This is a genomic window from Ligilactobacillus ruminis ATCC 27782 (assembly GCF_000224985.1).
Taxonomy (GTDB): domain Bacteria; phylum Bacillota; class Bacilli; order Lactobacillales; family Lactobacillaceae; genus Ligilactobacillus; species Ligilactobacillus ruminis.
Map to the genome: position 1 here is coordinate 1,957,396 of NC_015975.1, position 17,817 is coordinate 1,975,212.

13 protein-coding genes and 2 pseudogenes are annotated in these 17,817 nt (G+C 45.9%); 1 reads left to right on the forward strand and 14 read right to left on the reverse strand.

What is annotated here, in order from left to right; translation table 11 throughout:
- Positions 1 to 45: 45 nt before the first annotated feature.
- Positions 46 to 1,674 (reverse strand): peptide ABC transporter substrate-binding protein, encoded by a 1,629-nt coding sequence (locus tag LRC_RS09720; RefSeq protein ID WP_014074248.1) that lies wholly within the window; start codon positions 1,672 to 1,674, stop codon positions 46 to 48.
- A 195-nt stretch (positions 1,675 to 1,869) separates the two neighbouring features.
- On the opposite strand from LRC_RS09720, the gene LRC_RS09725 reads away from it, so the two are divergent.
- Positions 1,870 to 3,624: an ABC1 kinase family protein gene (locus LRC_RS09725; RefSeq protein WP_014074249.1), complete on the forward strand. Its 1,755-nt coding sequence runs from the start codon at positions 1,870 to 1,872 to the stop codon at positions 3,622 to 3,624.
- Positions 3,625 to 3,766: 142 nt separating this feature from the next.
- Here LRC_RS09725 and LRC_RS09730 read toward each other — a convergent pair whose 3' ends face one another.
- The 13 genes and pseudogenes from LRC_RS09730 to LRC_RS09790 form a co-directional block, all read right to left on the reverse strand.
- Complete coding sequence (locus LRC_RS09730; protein WP_014074250.1) at positions 3,767 to 5,413, reverse strand: peptide ABC transporter substrate-binding protein; 1,647 nt, start codon at positions 5,411 to 5,413, stop codon at positions 3,767 to 3,769.
- A gap of 159 nt (positions 5,414 to 5,572) precedes the next feature.
- Complete coding sequence (locus LRC_RS09735; RefSeq protein WP_014074251.1) at positions 5,573 to 6,067, reverse strand: shikimate kinase; 495 nt, start codon at positions 6,065 to 6,067, stop codon at positions 5,573 to 5,575.
- Between the two features lie 5 nt (positions 6,068 to 6,072).
- Positions 6,073 to 7,164, reverse strand: coding sequence for a prephenate dehydrogenase (locus tag LRC_RS09740; protein ID WP_014074252.1), 1,092 nt, complete (start codon positions 7,162 to 7,164; stop codon positions 6,073 to 6,075).
- On the reverse strand, positions 7,157 to 8,470 hold the full coding sequence (aroA, locus tag LRC_RS09745) for a 3-phosphoshikimate 1-carboxyvinyltransferase (protein ID WP_014074253.1): 1,314 nt from the start codon (positions 8,468 to 8,470) through the stop codon (positions 7,157 to 7,159). Before aroA ends, LRC_RS09740 begins: the two co-directional genes overlap by 8 nt.
- 10 nt (positions 8,471 to 8,480) lie before the next feature.
- A complete protein-coding gene (locus LRC_RS09750) occupies positions 8,481 to 9,002 on the reverse strand; it encodes a hypothetical protein (protein ID WP_014074254.1) in 522 nt (173 codons plus the stop codon).
- Between the two features lie 2 nt (positions 9,003 to 9,004).
- On the reverse strand, positions 9,005 to 10,168 hold the full coding sequence (gene aroC, locus LRC_RS09755) for a chorismate synthase (RefSeq protein WP_014074255.1): 1,164 nt from the start codon (positions 10,166 to 10,168) through the stop codon (positions 9,005 to 9,007).
- Positions 10,165 to 10,443: a chorismate mutase gene (locus LRC_RS09760; protein WP_041820191.1), complete on the reverse strand. Its 279-nt coding sequence runs from the start codon at positions 10,441 to 10,443 to the stop codon at positions 10,165 to 10,167. The genes aroC and LRC_RS09760 overlap by 4 nt, the downstream gene beginning before the upstream one ends.
- Positions 10,444 to 10,801: 358 nt before the next feature.
- Positions 10,802 to 12,379: an ATP-binding cassette domain-containing protein gene (locus LRC_RS09765; protein WP_014074256.1), complete on the reverse strand. Its 1,578-nt coding sequence runs from the start codon at positions 12,377 to 12,379 to the stop codon at positions 10,802 to 10,804.
- A gap of 274 nt (positions 12,380 to 12,653) precedes the next feature.
- Positions 12,654 to 13,088: an Hsp20/alpha crystallin family protein gene (locus LRC_RS09770; RefSeq protein ID WP_014074257.1), complete on the reverse strand. Its 435-nt coding sequence runs from the start codon at positions 13,086 to 13,088 to the stop codon at positions 12,654 to 12,656.
- A 246-nt stretch (positions 13,089 to 13,334) separates the two neighbouring features.
- A pseudogene (locus LRC_RS09775) lies at positions 13,335 to 13,547 on the reverse strand (HAD hydrolase family protein); the annotation flags it as partial.
- A 1,548-nt stretch (positions 13,548 to 15,095) separates the two neighbouring features.
- Entirely contained in the window at positions 15,096 to 16,169 is a 1,074-nt protein-coding gene (locus tag LRC_RS09780; protein ID WP_014074258.1) for an ABC transporter substrate-binding protein, read from the reverse strand.
- Positions 16,166 to 17,008, reverse strand: coding sequence for an ABC transporter permease (locus LRC_RS09785; protein ID WP_014074259.1), 843 nt, complete (start codon positions 17,006 to 17,008; stop codon positions 16,166 to 16,168). The genes LRC_RS09780 and LRC_RS09785 overlap by 4 nt, the downstream gene beginning before the upstream one ends.
- Positions 17,008 to 17,815, reverse strand: a pseudogene (locus tag LRC_RS09790) (ABC transporter permease). Before LRC_RS09790 ends, LRC_RS09785 begins: the two are co-directional and overlap by 1 nt.
- Positions 17,816 to 17,817: the final 2 nt, after the last annotated feature.

The window sequence follows — 17,817 nt, forward strand, 5'->3', positions numbered from 1 at the left end:
TTCGCGGCGCATGAACCATACAGAAATGTCCTTAATCAAATTCAATTATTTAGCAATGTATGCTTCCTTCCAGTTGTATGCAACGCCCGCCGTATTATGAACGACACCCTTGACGTTCGTTCTGAGCAGCGATGGCGTATTCAATTGGAACAAAGGAACAATCGGTTGTTCTTCATTGATCAGCTTGGAAGCCTTGACCATGTCATCCCAACGCTTGTCCGCATTGCCGGCATCCGTCGTCTTGGAAGCCGTGATCAGCTTGTCGTATTCGGCATTTGACCACTTGCCGTTATTATAAGGGTTACCCGTCGTAAAGAGATCAAGGAAACTGATCGCATCGGAGAAATCGGCAGCCCAAGCATTTGCCAGAAGTTCAAACTGGCCTTTTTCTGCACGTGCCAGACGTGTCTTGAACGGAACGTTGGCAACTTCGACCTTGATTCCTGGCAGATTTGCTTCCAATTGGCTTTGGATAAATTCAGTAATCTTCTTGGCAGCATCCGTATCATCACCCAACAGGGTAATCGTCATACCGGATTCGCCGAGTTCCTGAAGTCCTTCTTTCCAAAGCTGTGCGGCTTTCTTCTTATTAAGAGTTACGCCGACCGTCGTTTTGGCAGCAGTTGCGAAGTCAGTTCCGTTGTTTTGAACGAGTCCTGATGAAACAACGCTCTTGGACGGAAGCGTGCCGCTTCCCATAACCTTCTTCGCTAATTGATCGCGGTCGATGGCATAGCCAATGGCCTGACGGATCTTCTTGTTCTGGAATTCCTTCTTCGTCTGGTTGAATTCAAGATAGTTAGTACGTGCTTCCTTTATGACCGTGTATCCCGGGTCGTTTGACAGCTGCTTAGCCTGTTCAGTCGACAGAATCGTCTGATCGAGTTTTTTGCTTTGATAAAGGTTGTATGAAGTCGTCGTACTCTTGTTGACTTTGAAATTGATCTTGTCAAGCTTAACGTGCGACTTATCCCAATAATTCTTGTTCCTGGAAAGCGTCCAGGAAAGGTTCGTCCCTGTCCATCCGGTCATCTTGAACGGTCCGTCATATACCATGTACTTGGATGACGTGCCGTACTTCTTGCCGTACTTCTCAACCGCGGTCTTGTTTTGCGGGAAGAAGCTCGGGAAGCCCATGAGCAGCTTGAAATAAGGAATCTTTTTCGTTAAAGTAACGACGACTTTGTATTGACCGACGGACTTGATGCCAAGCGTTGAAGGAGCTTTCTTGCCGGCCGTGATATCATCGATGTTTTTAACGCCTTCAAAGAGGTATGAGTACTGCGATTGCGTCTTCGGATCAACCGTCCGGCGCCAGGAATAAACGAAGTCGTCAGCCGTAACCTTGTCACCGTTTGACCATTTGGCATTCTTGCGAAGATTGAAAGTATATGTAAGTCCATCGGAAGAAACTTTGTAAGACTTGGCAATCCCTGGTTCAACCTTAGAATTCTTGCCGATTCTCAAAAGTCCTTCCATCGAGTTGTTCAGCATGTCGAAACTGATCGTATCGGTTGCTTTTGACAAATCCATCGTCGGAAGTTCGGAAGCCTCATTCCAATTCAAGACTTGCTTAGAAGAACTGGAACTTGATTTTGAGCCGCATCCGGTAAGGGCCAATCCCGCTGCTGCCAACGTCGCGCCAGCAGCAAGAAGTTTATTAAAGTTTTTCATACGCATAACCCCCTGTCCGAAAATTTAAAATTCTCTAAAACTTGATTAAATTATATTACATAAGTTTGAACTGCGCAAGAGTTTTCTAACTTTAAATTAATTTTACATTAATGCTATTTTCTTCTTTCTTACATCACAAGGATTTTCGCGTTCTGTGATACAATATTCCCATAAACGCATAAGGAAGGATCAAAAATGACCGACGAATATATCTCAAAAATCGAAGAAATAACCGGCAAGGATCAGCGCAACCGCATGCTTGAAATCGTCAGAATCATGCGCAGACACGATTTTGTTCGCAACTTCATGAAACAACAGAATCCGGAAGAAGTCAGACTTGCATTGGAAGAGCTCGGGCCAACGTTCATTAAAGGCGGACAGATTCTTTCCACCCGTCCTGACTTGATCTCCCCTGCATTTATCAGCGAATTTAAAAAACTGCAAGATGACGTCCAAATCGATTCGTTCGAAAGCGTCAGCAAAACTTTCCGAGAACAAACCGAAAAAAACATCAGCGACGTTTTCGACAAATTTGACGAAAAGCCCTTTGCTTCGGCCTCAATCGGTCAAACTCACCATGCCGTTTTAAAAAATGGCACGCAGGTCGTCGTCAAGGTTCAGCATCCTAAAATCAAAGAACTTGTCGAAACCGACCTCACACTGTTCCGTCAGGCCTTAAAAATTCTGAAACTTGCCCCGGAAATCACCGTCGTGGATCCGAAGGAAATCCTGAATCAGCTGCAAGCGTCTCTTTTGAATGAGATCAACACCGAAATCGAAATTAAAAACGGTCTGGAATTTTATCGCTTAAACAACCATGACGGAATCATCGAAGTTCCAGTCGTATATGAAGAATACTCGACTCAAAAAATTCTCGTCAATTCCAGAATGGATGGCGAAAGCATCAAAAAACTGGCCGCTCGTTCGCTTTCAAACGATCCGACCGAGCGCAAGCTTCAAAAAAAAGAGCGCACATACATCGCAAACGCATTGGTCAAAAACTTCATTAAACAGGTTTTCGTCGACAATTTCTTTCATGCTGATCCTCACCCGGGAAACATCCTTTTCTATCGCCTTAAACAAGACGATCCGCGCATCAATGAACTTGAACCGACGCATGAGTTCGAAAAAAAATCAGGCAGCATCAAGGCAAGCATCAAAACCGAACAAAAACTTCCGCCTTATCGCCTCGTTTACCTTGACTTCGGAATGATGGGCAGACTGTCGCCGCTGCTTGCAGAAGGAATTGCCAACGTAATCGTTGCTTTAAGCAAAAAGGACACCCAGGAAATCAGCCAGGCCGTTCTTTCCATCTGCAACCGCACGGGCGAAATCGACGAAGAAGACTTCACGGATCAGCTCGGAATCTTTTTGACGCCTTATCTCAAACAAGGATTGGGTCAGATTGATTTTCCGGTCATGCTTTACAACATCATCAAACTTTGCCGCAAAAACAATCTTCAGGTCAAACCTGAAGTTACGCTGCTGATCAAAGCATTCGGATCGCTTGAAGGCATCGTTGCTCAGCTTGATCCCGATCTTTCATTGATGGATGTCGCGCGTCCATTTGCCAAAGAATATTTCAAGCGCAAGTTCAACTGGAAAAATGAGCTTGATGAAGATTTGATGACTTTCGGACGTGCTATAAAATCCACTCCTCAAATTCCGATCAAAATTGAAAAGCTGCTTGACACCTTGAACCAAGGGCGCGGCAGATTCACTTTGCGTTTCAAAGGCCAAGACACATTCATCGACCGCATTGAAACGATCGTCAACCGGCTGATCATCACAATCATCCTCGCTTCGATCATTTTGAGCTCTTCTTTGCTCGTCCAAGGCAGCATGAAACATCCCGCCATCTACAACATCGGTGTTGCCGGATACATGATTTCCTTTGTCGTCATCATCTGGATGGTTGCTTCGGCAATCTGGCACCATTTTAAAAAGTGAATTTCACGTCATGAAAAAGAGAGAAAGATTAAGAAAATGCCGGACAAAGTCAGTCGCAAATCGACCGCCTCTGTTCGGCATTTCATTAATTTAAGAGGACATGTCCTCTCTTGTTTGTAAATTGATTAAACAGATTCAAACGTTACTTTGTAATGTAGACGTTCTTCCAGTTGTTGACTGAGCCGGCCGTATTTTGGATGACGCCCTTGACGTTAGAGCGAATCAATTGCGGCTGATTCAATTGGAACAAAGGCGCAATGCCTTGGTCTTCGTTGATGATCTTGGAAGCTTTGACCATGTCGTCCCAACGTGCGGAAGCATTTCCGGCATCCACCGTCTTGGACTTTGCAATCCACTCGTCATATTCAGCGTTCTTCCACTTGCCGAAGTTGTAGGAATTGTCAGTCGTGTACAGGTCAAGGAAGCTGATTGGATCTGAGAAATCGGCACCCCAGCTTGAAACGACGACTTCAAACTGCCCCTTTTGAGAACGCGTGACTCTCGTCTTAAATGGGATATTTTGAACCGAAACCTTTGTACCAGGCAAGTTTTCTTCGATTTGACTCTGCAAGAATTCGGTAATCTTCTTGGAGTTGTCGGTATCGTCGCCCAATAAAGCAAAGCTCAGGTTATCTTCGCCGACTTCCTTCAAGCCTTCCTTGAGAAGTTTCTTGGCCTTTGACTTGTCAAACTGAACGCCAGTGCTCGTCTTTGCGGCATCAGTGAAATCCTTGCCGTCACGCTTGGCCAGGCCCTGCGATACGGCTCCCTTGCATGGAAGCGTGCCGCTGCCAAGAACTTTTTCAGCCAGCTGCTTGCGGTCGATCGCATAGGAGATTGCTTGACGAATCTTCTTGTTTTGGAACTTCTTTTCCGTTTGATTGAATTCAAGATATGACGTGCGGGCCTGCTTCAAAACGCTGTAGTCGGAATTGCTGCTGAGCTGCTTTGCCTGTTCAGGGCTGAGAATCGTTTCGTCCAGCTTCTTGCTTTGATACAAGTTGTATGACGTTGTCGTGCTCTTGTTGACGCTGAAGTTGATTTCGCTGAGCTTGACGTTCTTCTTGTCCCAATAATTGTCGTTTCTGACAAGTTTCCACTTCAGGTTCGTGCCTGTCCATTCGGTCATCTTGAAAGGACCGTCATAGCACATGTACTTGGCTGCCGTACCATACTTGCTGCCGTATTGTTCAACTGCCCTTTGGTTTTGCGGAGCAAAGACGACAAAGCCCATCAGCAGTTTGAAGTATGGCAGCTGCTTTTCAAGGTTGACGACCAGCTTGTACTTCCCGACTGCTTTAACGCCTAAAGTGCTTGGAGCCTTCTTGCCGGCAACAATATCGTCCGCATTCTTGATGCCTGAGAACAGATACGAGTATGCTGCCGCCGTCTTAGGATCAACCGTGCGCTGCCATGAATAAACGAAGTCCTTGGCCGTGACGGGATCACCGTTTGACCACTTGGCATTCTTGCGCAACGTGAACGTATATGTAAGATTATCCTTTGAAACGGTCGTCTTTGTCGCAATTCCCGGTTCAACCTTCGAATCTTTGCCCAAACGATAAAGACCTTCCATCGTGTTGTTCAGCATGTCGCCACCGATCGTATCCATGACCTTGGACGGGTCCATTGTCGCAAGTTCGGATGCCTCATTCCAATTTAAAACTTGCTTATCGGCCAGCTTGCCGTTTCCGTTTGATTTGCTGCTATCAGATGAGCCGCAGGCAGTCAAGGCCATTGCCGCTGACGCTACGGCAACACCGGCCGTTAATGTCTTTTTCCAATTCATATGCCGTTTCTCCCTTTCATTTAAAACACATTTAGTTAAGATTGTTTTAAATTATATAACCAACTCATTAAGTTTGCAATACCATTTTGCAATTTTTTTCTAATTTTAGTTCGAGAAAGTTCCCAAATTAAGGAAAATGCAGAGCCTTTTTCTCTCATTTTAGAGCAATTCGCTGATTTTTTCCGTGATCTCAAGCGGGGTCATTTCATCCGTTTTGATGGCATAGTCAGCACATTCTTCATAAGCTTGACGACGCTGATTTTTCAGATTTCCCAGACTCGTTTCATCAAGTCCGGTAGCAAGCGGGCGCGTATCGTCTCCCTGCAGTCTTTCAAACGTTTCCTTTGAGCTTGCCTCAAGTAAAATCACCGGAACCCCTGCATTTTTCATGGCCATCCTGTTGTCTTCTCTTAGCGGAGTTCCTCCTCCCGTTGCCAAAACGGCATCTTCTTTTAAAATTTCAAGCAAAAGCTCATGCTCGCGCTTTCTGAAGTAGTCTTCGCCGTCTTCTTCAAAAATTTGCTTCACTGATCGCCGTTCGTTTTCAACGATGTATTCGTCAAGATCGAAGGCGCGGCAGCCTAATTTTTGGGCCAAAAGCCGGCTGACCGTCGTTTTGCCGCTTCCCATAAAGCCGATGATAATCGCTTTCATTTCTCTTACCTCTCAATAATCTTATACTTTGTCTTCAACAATCCCAAAGCCTTTTGACGATCTTTTTCGGATGAAAAGGTCAATTGTGCAATTCCGTCGATTTCTTCTCTGATTTCCAAAATATGAACGTTGACCAGATTGATGCGCGCTTCTGCCAAAATCTGCGTCACGTCGGCCAAGGATCCGACTTTGTCGGCAAGATTGATGAACAGGTCGTAAAAGCCGGGAATTGCGCCAATCTTTTCCGGGCCGAGCGAATCGCGTCCGATTTTGGCCGCTTTGAAGAAATCGAACAGGGCTTTTTGATCCTGTTTTTTGATTTTTTCATCAATCTCCTTCAAAGCATCGATATAGTCTTCAAGCTGCTCGCTGATCAGTTCGCCGTTATTCAGCAAAATCGAACTCCACATCGTCGGGTCGGCCGAAGCGATGCGCGTGATGGACTTGAATCCGCCGGCTGCGACCCTCATCCCCATCGGCTCGTCTGCAAACGTCTTTTCGGTCTGATTGACTAAAGCGGACGCCACAACGTGCGGAACGTGACTGATCTGAGCTACGATTTTGTCATGCCGAACCGGGGTCGTTTCCAGCCATTTGGCATGAACCCCCTTGAGCATTTCTTCAAGCTCAGAAAGTTTTTCTTCAGACGCATCGTTTGCCGGAATTAAAAAATAGAAGGCATTTTCAAACAAATCGGCTTTCCCCGCCCAAACGCCCGTTTTATGCGACCCTGCCATCGGATGACCGGCAATAAAAATCTTGCCTGCATCGATCAGCTTTCGGGCAGCTTTCATGACGGTTCTTTTCGTGCTGCCGACATCAGTGATGATTGCTCCAGGTTTCGTTTCAAGCTCGGAAAGTCGCAAAAGGTCTTTGGCAATCACGCTGACGGGCGTCGCCAAAATAATCAGATCGGCATCTTCTGCTTTGTCAAATGCAGTGCCGCATTCATCGGCAATCCCGTGTTCAAGCGCATAGCGTTCGGCGGCGTGATCTTGATCTTCTGCAATCAGCACGTAATCCGGGTGCTCTTTTTTGATTGCTCTTGCAAGCGAACTTCCGATCAGTCCCAATCCTTTCAAGTAAATCTTAGTCATTTTTTACGCCCCCTGTAATCTTTTCCAGGTCGGAAAAAAACGTCGGATATGAGATATCGATGGCAGCTTCATTTTCAAGTTCCATTTCGCAATCCGCTTTAAGCGCCGCAATCGCATCCATCATGCCGATGCGGTGATCGCCGTGGCTGTCAAGTTTTTGAGTTTGAACGTTCCAGTTTTCTCGTCCTTTGATGATCATCCCGTCCTCAAGCTCTTCAATTTCAACGCCGAACTTGCGAAGCTCCTGCACCGTCACTGCGATCCTGTCGGTTTCTTTGACGCGAAGTTCTGCGGCCCCGGTGATTTTGCTCGTTCCGTCAGCGCTTGCGGCAAGCATCGCAACGAGCGGCAATTCATCAATGATTGACGGGACGTCTTCTTCAGCCAGTTCGATTGCCCGCAACGGAGCATATTTCACTCTGATCGTTCCGCTTTGTTCTCCGCTTTCGTTTGGATCGGGCACGATGCTGACGTTCCCGCCCATCTTGCACAAAACGTGCAGAATTCCGGTTCTTGTCGGGTTAAGCGAAACGTTTTCAAACGTCGTTTCCGATCCGGGAATCAAGGCTGCTGCCGCGATGAAAAATGCCGCAGAGGAAATATCGCTCGGAACGACGACTTTTCTCCCCTTCAGCCGAGGTTTCCCTGAAACGGAAATCGTCACGCCGTCTTCAGCCGTCTTTACGTCAGCACCGAATGCTCTGAGCATGATTTCCGTATGATCGCGCGTTGGCAGTTTCTCAACGATGGTTGACGTTCCATCGGCATAAAGCGCCGCAAAAATCAGTGCACTTTTCACCTGTGCGCTTGCGACGTCCATCTTGATCGTTGCCTCATGCAGCTTTTTGCCGTGAACGACTGCAGGAAGCGTCCCTTGGTCCGAAAGCTCGACTTTTGCGCCGAACTTTTTCAAAGGTTCGCTGACGCGTTTCATGGGACGCTTCGAAAGCGAGGAGTCGCCTTCCATTTTTGCATCAAGGTTTTGCCCGGCCAAAAGTCCCATCATGAGCCTGGTCGTCGTTCCGGAATTTCCCATGTCAAGCGGCTTTTCCGGCTGCTTAAATCCGGTTTGACCCACGCCCTCGACTTCGACGTGGCTGCCGTTTCGCACGATTTTGACGCCAAGATCCTGCAAGGCTTTCATCGTGCTCAGGCAGTCTTCACCGCATAAAAAATGCTCAATCACGGTTTTGCCTTCGCTGATTGCTCCGATCATCAAAGCACGGTGCGAAATGCTTTTGTCCCCTGGCACCGTCAAATTGCCATGCAGTCCGTTTTTGGGCGCTTTTTGCAAAATTTTCATCATTTTTTCCTCCCTATTTGATCCGGTAGACGCACCAAACCATTTTTACTTGAAATTCCGCTAAAATTTCTGCCTCATCCGCTTCAACCATATTCTTTTTATTCGTCAAAACGTATTCTCCGTCCTTCAAATAACGTTCATAAGCCCTGTATTTGCTGGCAGCAGACACCAGCCTGGCATTTGGCGCATACTTTTTCAGCAAATCCTTTGTCGCCGCATGCGTATATCCGATTCCGGTATGGCGCTTCCTGCTTTTGATGCAGACCATTTCTGAAAGCGGATAGATAAAGCTTGCTTCGACGTCCAATCTGTCGAGGTAGCGATAGTGCATCGTTCCCCATGTCAAATGCAGAGTTTCCGAAGCAAATGCTGCGGGAACCACGAATAAATCACCGCGATATTCTTCAAGGTGCTCCAAAACGGATTCAAAACTTTGGTGCAGCATGATTTTTGCATCAGGAAAATTTTTGCTTCGATAATAGTCGCATGCCTCGCTGCTGTCGGTTTGCTTTGGTCCCAACGTATGAATCTTCACGTCTAATACCTCGCAAGCTCTTCTCGATATTCGGCAATCTGTTTTTTGAGTCGTTCCATGCTTGAACTTTGGAACTCATCACAGACAGCCTTCGCAAGTTCCAGACAAACGACGCTTTGCAAGACGATTGAACAGGCAGTAAGAGCAGTCGTGTCTGAACGCTCAACGCTGGCCTTTGATCTTTCCTTAGTCTCGATGTCCGCCGTTTCAAGCGGTTTGTACAGAGTCGGAATCGGCTTCATTGCCGCATTGACGATTACCGGCATGCCGTTTGTCATCCCGCCTTCAAACCCGCCGAGATGGTCGGTGCGCCGCGTCCATCCGGCATCTTCATGCAGGATTTCATCCATGACCATGCTGCCGGGACGCGTTGTCGCTTCAAATCCGTCGCCGATGCTGACGCCTTTGATGGCATTGACGCCCATGACGGCAAAAGCCAGTTTGGCATCAAGTTTCGTATCCCAGCTGATATAGCTGCCAAGTCCTGCCGGCATCCCTTCAGCCACGATTCTCACGATTCCGCCGAGCGTGTCGCCTTCTTTCTTCGTTTTTAAAATCTGCGCATGCGCTTCGTCAACTTTGTCCTGATCAAGCACGCGCATGTCGTTTGCTTCGACTTCTCGGCGAATCCGATCGACGTCAAGCAAGTCTTCAGAGCTCAAAACAAGCGGGCCAAGCTGCTTGACGTATCCGACGACTTTGATGCCGAGCTGCTCCAAAAATTGCTGACAAACGCTGCCCAAGGCCACTCTGATTGCAGTTTCACGCGCTGAAGAACGCTCCAAAACGTTGCGCAAATCGCGGTGCCCGTATTTCATCCCGCCGACCAGATCGGCATGTCCCGGTCTCGGATGTTTCAACTGGCGAAGCTGCGCATTTTCGCTGTCATTTTCGAGCGGATCCATGACTTCGCTCCAATGCGCGTGATCGCGATTTTTGACTACCAGCGCCAACGGTGAGCCAAGCGTATATCCATGTCTCATTCCGCCGACGACCTGAACCGTGTCATGTTCAATCTGCTGGCGGTTGCCGCGGCCGTACCCGCCTTGGCGCTTTGCCAGATTGTCATTGATTGCGCCAACGTCAATATGAAGTCCCGCCGGAAGTCCCTCGATAATACCCGTAAGCTGCGGACCATGCGATTCTCCTGCTGTCAGATAGATCATTTCCCTTCCCCCTTCTGTCTTTCCTGAAACCTGCATGCCTGGTTCATGACTTCCCTGTATATTTCCTGCACATATTCGGCATTTTCTTCTCCCGCCAGCTCCCCGACACGGTTCAGGACTTTCCGTTCACGTCCGACGTCCTTGACGCCAAGCCCTTCTCTCTGCTTGATCCGCCCGATTTCGGCAACTGCCTCCATTCTCTCCAGAAGCAGCGGCACTATCTTCTCGTCAGCCGCCGTCACCCTGTTTCTTTCCTTTTCAAGTTCCTCACTCATAATCTGATTCTGCCTCCGTCTTCTGAATGAAAAAACAGCCGGAATCCATCATCGATTCCGGCTGCAAATGAGATTCTCCATGAATGAGGTTACCACAACCGGAAATCGCCTTCTGGCTGCGGCACGAAAAACATGACCCTGCCAGATACGGGGAACGCCCGTACCTGTAAGTTACTACGGGCGCTTAGCAAAGTAGGCAAAGCCAAAATAATATGCAACTGCAACACGTTTCCTGGTCATGTTCTTCATCCTTTCATCCTTGTTGATACCATTAAATCACTATTAGAAACATTAGTCAAGGATTAAGTAAGAATAAGGCTAAAAATACAGAACGTCATTACATAAATGTTGCAAAACATCAGCTGTAATCGGAAACATCGATTACGGCATCATAGTTCTTCAGGTCTTCCTTTCTGTAATGGTGAATGATTTCAATGAAAGTCAGATTGGAATTCCAGAGATAATGATGGATGTCCATGTCGGTCCTGCTGTCAAGAGAGGCATTGATTTCATCCAGAAGCAGAATCGGCCTCTCGGAAAGAACGGCACGTGCCAGTTCTATCCGGGCAAGTTGACCACCGGAAAGACCGGTCCCGTCTGCTGAAAGGACATAGTCAAATCCCTTTTCCCTGACAATGTCATCCAGATCCAGCGATTTGCAGACATCCATTACCCTTTGTTTTCCAATTTTTCTTCCAAGTGTGAGGTTGAACCACAGAGTATCGGCCAGGACAACGGGGTACTGGCTCGAATATGCAAACAGGGATGAGATGTCTGCAGCATCAACCGGTTTTCCGTCCAGAATGATGTTATCAATCCTGCCGATTGATTCATCGTCGGAGACAAGAAGTTTCATAAGCGTCGACTTGCCGGAACCAGACGGGCCTGTAACCGCAATCTTTTTCCCCTTTATGATGTCGATTCTGATATTTTCAAGCAGATTATGACCGTTTCTTGAAACACTGATTCCATCCAGTGACAGTTCATCATGCATGACAAGCCCGTCTGGGTTCTTTTTTTCCGCATCCTTCAGGAACTGACTGACTTTTTCAACAATCGGTCTTGTCGTCGAGAAGTTGTTTCTTTCCTGAAGAAGGATCAGAATGGGATTTACGAATGCATTTGACAGCTGGACAATACTGAAGAGTGCACCAAGCGTCGTCTGGCCCCTTAAAACGAGATAGATGCCCAAGAGAAACGGAAGCACAAAGGTCCCGATGTTTGCGATGACATTGATGCAGGAGTTGGCATTGTTGTTAAGCAGATTCATTCTTCTGAGCGCTTCTTCAAGATGACTGATTCCGGGTTCGTTTTTACATGCGACCTGTTCAGCTCTGTCATAAAGTCTGACACAGTCAGAAGAATCAATGAAGTTCTTTACCTGTCCTACGTATGAGGCGTTGGCCTCCGTCCATTTTTCAGATGCTGACTGAATCGGTTTCTGGAAGAGATTCGATGCCAGAACAGGTATCATCGATCCGGCGAAGAAGACGACTGTCAATATCCAGTTGGAGTAAAGAGCATAGGATAGTGCCAATGTCAGCGTGGACACTGCAAGGATTGCATCAAATTCTGCGTCTATCCTGTTTGTTTCAAGCAGTTTGAAGTCATTGGTCAAAAAACCAAGTGATTCCCTGTTTTCATTTCCCGGCCTCTTCAGCATGCCCTGCAGAATTTTTCTTCGAAGAAAGACATTGATACTCCTGACTTCGCCGGCCCTCAGGCTATTGTAAATCAGCTCTGCCAAAAGCAGCAGGACAAAAGTACATATGACAAATGCAATGAACCCGGGCAATCGTCCAAGTTGATGATTCGTGGCAATGTTTGTCAGAGTTCCGACAATATATGCAAGAATGACATACTCTGAACTTTTGATTGTTCCGAGCAGGGCAATCAGCATGAATTTCAGCTTGGAAGAGTATTTGTATGTAATCACTATAAGTTCCCCCTGTATTTACCAATCAGCAGCTTAAGCTTGTCGATAAAAAATTATTATTGATATTCCCATCTATACGAACCACATTATAATTAACGTATGGTTAAAAATCAATTAAACCATGCGTATTTCATTTTAAAAGAAGGTGATTTCATGCTTATATTTGGAATCAGGAAACATCATATTTCTTCCTTCAGGCAAAATATCCCATAGATTTCCTGCTTTCCATAAGAAAAAAGGCCCCGGGACTTTCATCCCGGGGCCTTTCTTAGAGCTAATCAATCTGAATGTGGCTTGTCTGAGAAATTTCTTCTTCAGTCTTCGGCAAAACGATGGTCAGCACGCCGTTTTCGCACTTGGCCGTGATGCCGTCGCGATCAACGTTTTCAAAATTGTACTGACGAGCAAACCGGCCATAGCTGCGTTCACTTGCGACAATATTGCCTTCGCTGTCGCTTTCATCGCTAAAGGAGTCGCGTTTGGCCGAAACTGTCAAAATGCCGTCCTTATAGTCAATCGTCATATCTTTCTTGTCAACGCCGGGAACATCGATTACCAACGTATAATCTTTGTCAGTTTCCTTGATGTCGGACTTCATTTCCTTGAGCGAACCATCAAAATTGCTAAAGAACGAACGTCCGAAATTTGAGAAGAAATCATCTCCGTTGTTCATCAAATCATTGAAACGATTTGTCAATTCATGTGCCATAACTAAGACTTCCTTTCATATTTTTCAATTCTTATTCTAAACACTTTTGAACGGATTTCAAGTAATAAGCACTGGATTTATCAGAAAATTTAAAAACTTTAAAAAGTTGTTATATCAACAATTGCAAGTCCGTTTTTCACTATTGTTTCACATTTGTGATATTGACAATTCACATATTCGGAGTTATGCTTAAGTTTCTATTATACGGTTAGGCGTCTGTTGCGGAAAGGCAGGCGCCATTTTTATTTAAATCAAGCCGAGCTTATAAAATGCAGAGGCCAAACCGTCGTCGTCAACTGCCTGCGTCACCATATCGGCTGCCTGTTTCGCTTCATCGCCGCCGTTTCCAAGGCAAACGCTTTGTTCGCAGTATTCAAACATCGGAATATCGACTTTTGCATCCCCGAACGCAATCGTATCTGCTTTTTTCGCATTAAGATGCTCAAGCAAAACGTCTAAAAAATAACCTTGCTCATAATCTCGTCCTTTCAAGTTAACCGCTTTCATTTCCGCCTGTATCATATCTTATTGGCACAAATCAAGTCAAACATTCTAGTTGAAAAGTTTCTCTTTAAAAGCAATGTATGCGCTTGCATTTTCGGCGCGGATATGTTATAAAATAAGTGTAAGGAGTCAATGATCCCACCAAGAAATAATCGAAGCATTTGTCGCTTCGTGGACAGAGGGTGATGGAACCAACATGAGAAGTTTTTCATCAAGTTGTCATTGCAATAGTCGTGCCGATGTCGGCTATGATTGGCTCAAAAAGGTGATTGTGTTGAGTGCCACGAAGAGGGCGAACAGATCATAAAATTGAATAAAGGACGTGGGTATGATAGTTACTCCTTATCTTATAGGATTACGACCCGTGTACTCGATTAGTTTTTAGCTTTGGAGTCGACATGAGAACCTTCAAGCTGATATGTACGGATTTAAAATGAGTATGCGAGTCGTTTTTGTGTGCCGTCATTTTCAGAATCCATAATAAATGAGGCTGGGAAAAAACTCCTTTTTCACATTTGAATTAAACGAAATGCCGAACAAAAGCGGTCGTAATTCGATTTATTTTGTCCGGCATTCTTTAAGTTTTGGGACATGAAACCCTTATTTTTTTAAATTCAGTGCTGAGAATCGCCTGCTCAATCAGGGCTCCAAGGCGGGATTACGGGCAAAACGGAGATTTCTGGGATTTGCCCGTAAATTCCAGTTCCCGATTACGGGCAAAATGCCGATTTCTGGAATCTGCCCGTAAATTCCAGTTCCCGATTACGGGCAAAACGGCGATTTCTGGAATCTGCCCGTAAATTCCGGCTCCCGATTACGGGCAAAATGCCGATTTCTGGAATCTGCCCGTAAATTCCAGTTCCCGATTACGGGCAAAACGGCGGTTTCTGGAATCTGCCCGTAAATTCCAGTTCCCGATTACGGGCAAAATGCCGATTTCTGGAATCTGCCCGTAAATTCCGGCTCCCGATTACGGGCAAAATGCCGATTTCTGGAATCTGCCCGTAAATTCCAGTTCCCGATTACGGGCAAAACAGCGATTTCTGGAATCTGCCCGTAAATTCCAGTTCCCGATTACGGGCAAAATGCCGATTTCTGGAATCTGCCCGTAAATTCCAGCCCTTGGTTGCGGTCAAAGCACACATTTAACGTCGCATACACAAACAAAGTCCCGGATGAAATTTGCAATTAACTGCAAATTATCCGGGACTTTTGTTAGAGACATGGTTTTTTCCCAGCCTCCAGCACCTTTTCTACAGTCTTTGCCAAACACCCGTTAACATGATGGCCCGGAGCTTGTCAGGCAGCATGTTGAAGGAATTCAAATCCAAGCAAAGACCCGCATGATATCGGGAATCATGCGGGAATCTGAGTTGATATTATTGTATGATAGAGACGATGCGGGCATCCCTGCATCTATGCTTTAATTATAGGCGATGGATTGTGCACAATGCAAATTTTTATGATTATCAAAATGAACAAATTCATCATCATCTTTTGTCACTAATGACGATACATCTTCAATTCCAGATACAAATCATTGTATTTTTCAATATACCGTGAACCAAGATCCTCATAAACTTCCATCTTCTTCATCAAAGATTTACTTGGATAAAACTGCTTATCGTCAATGACGTCCTTTGGCAGATACTTCCTGGCCTTTTCGTTTGGCGTCGCATAGCCGATATATTCGGCGTTTTTGGCCGCATTTTTCGGTTCAAGCATGAAATTGATGAACGCATAGGTTCCCTTGGTGTTTTTCGAAGTTTTCGGGATGACGATGTTGTCAAACCACAAATTGGTTCCTTCCGAAGGCAAAACATAGTGCAAGTGCCTGTTTTCGGCGAGCATTTCCGAAGCTTCGCCGGAATAGGTCACGGCAACGCTGCTTTCTTCATTTTCCATATACATCTTGATTTCATCCGAAACAATCGCCTTCGCATTTCCGGTCAAAGACTTCAGCTTATTATAAGCCTGGTCAAGCTCTCGGTCATTTTTGCTGTTGAGCGAATATCCGAGGCTGGCCAACCCGATGCCCATAAATTCACGAGCACCGTCGACAAACATGATTTTGCCGCGAAACTTCTTGTTCCAAAGCTTGTTCCAGCTGTCAACGTCCGATTCCTTGAAATACTTGTCATTATAAACGACGCCCAAAGTTCCCCAAAAATAAGGAACCGAGTAGCGGTTGTTTCGATCAAAGGGCTGATTCAAAAACTGACTTGAAATATTGTTCAGGCCTTTGATTTTTGACTTGTCCAATGGCTTGAGCAGATGAGCTTTTTTCATCTTCTGAATCATATAGTCGCTCGGAACCGCAAGATCGTATGATGTCCCGCCTTGCTTGATCTTGGTCAGCATGGCCTCGTTTGAATCAAAAGTTTCATAGTTTACCTTGTAGCCTGTTTTCTTTTCAAATTCAGAGATCAGTTCCGGGTCAATATAATCACCCCAGTTGTATATGTTGATGACTTTTGCACCGGACATTCCTGAAGACTGGCTCAATATCTTGGAGCCGGCAATCAAAACGACGATGATCAAAACGATTCCGATCACCAATGCGCGCAGTTTTTTCATCGCATCACACCGCCCTTCTGACGTCTTTCGCTCTTCTTTTTAGACTTGTTGTCCTTGCTGATGTAGTAATATCCAACCACTAAGACAAGCGCAAACAGGAAAACAAGCGTACTGAGCGCATTTATCTCAAGACTCACGCCGCGCCGAGCTCTGGAGTAAATTTCAACGGCCAACGTCGTAAAACCGTTTCCCGTCACAAAAAACGTCACGGCAAAATCATCCAGCGAATACGTAAATGCCATGAAATACCCGGCAATGATTCCCGGCGTCAAAAAAGGCAAAATAATGTCTTTTAAAACCTGAAAATTATTTGCGCCAAGATCATATGCCGCAGAAACCATCGACTCGTTCATTTCCTGAAGCTTGGGCAAAACCATCAGAACAACGATCGGAATGCTGAATGCAACGTGCGATAAAAGCACCGTCCAAAATCCGAGCCCGATGCCTCCGACCAACGATCCGATCGTCGTAAACAGAATCAAAAAGCTGGCACCGATGATGACGTCCGGTGAAACCATCAAAATATTGTTCAAAGACAAAAGCGCCATCCTTTGTTGGCGTTTTTTGACGTAATAAATTGAAAGAGCCCCGAACGTACCGACGGCCGTTGCGATCAATGCCGACAAAAATGCCAGCATGAACGTCTCAAGCAAAATCACGATCAGACGCGTGTCCGAGAACAGCTCGGCAAAATGGCGCATGGAAAATCCAGTAAAGGAATTCATCGTGTCGCCTTTATTGAATGAGTATGCCAGCAAATAAACGATCGGAACATACAAAAAAACAAACACGACGGCAAGATACAGCTTGTCCCAACTGAAATTATGCTTTTTTTCCATCAGTTTCTGCCCCCTTTCTTCTTTTCGCCGGTAATAATCATCACGATAAACATTGCAACGATGAGGACGACGCCGATCGTTGCCCCCATCCCCCAGTCCTGCGTGACCAGGAAATGCTCTTCAATCGCAGTCCCGAGGGTGATTACGCGATTTCCTCCAATCAGACGAGTCAGCATGAAGAAGGACAAAGACGGAATGAAAACAGCCTGAATGCCGCTTTTTACTCCTGCAAGAGACAGCGGAAAAACCACCTTAGCAAATGTTTGGAATGCATTTGCCCCAAGATCGCGACTGGCTTTGATCAGCGACGGATTCAGCTCCTCCAGCCCCGTAAAAATCGGCATGATCATGAATGGAAGCTGGATATATGTCGCAACGATCATAAAACCGACGTCAGTAAACAGGATCTGATGTGGCGCAAGTCCGAAGAAAGTCATGAAACGGTTGATCCCGCCGTGCAGACTGAAGATTCCGATAAATGCATAGGCTTTGAGCAGCATATTGATCCACGTCGGCAAAATAATCAACAGCAGCCATAAATCGCGGTGCTTCAATTTCGTCAGAAAATATGCCGTCGGGTAGCTGATGACAAGCGTGAGCAAAGTAATCAAAAACGCATATAAGACTGAGTTGAACGTCATTGCCAGATACTTTCCCGATGCAAAATACGTTGCGTAGTTCTGCAGCGTAAAGTTCCCGTTCGAATCAAAGAAGGAATATCCGACAATCAAGATGACCGGAGCCAAAACAAAGAAAACGGAGCCATAAAAAATATGGAATCGCAAAAAAGGCATTGTACTTTTTCATCG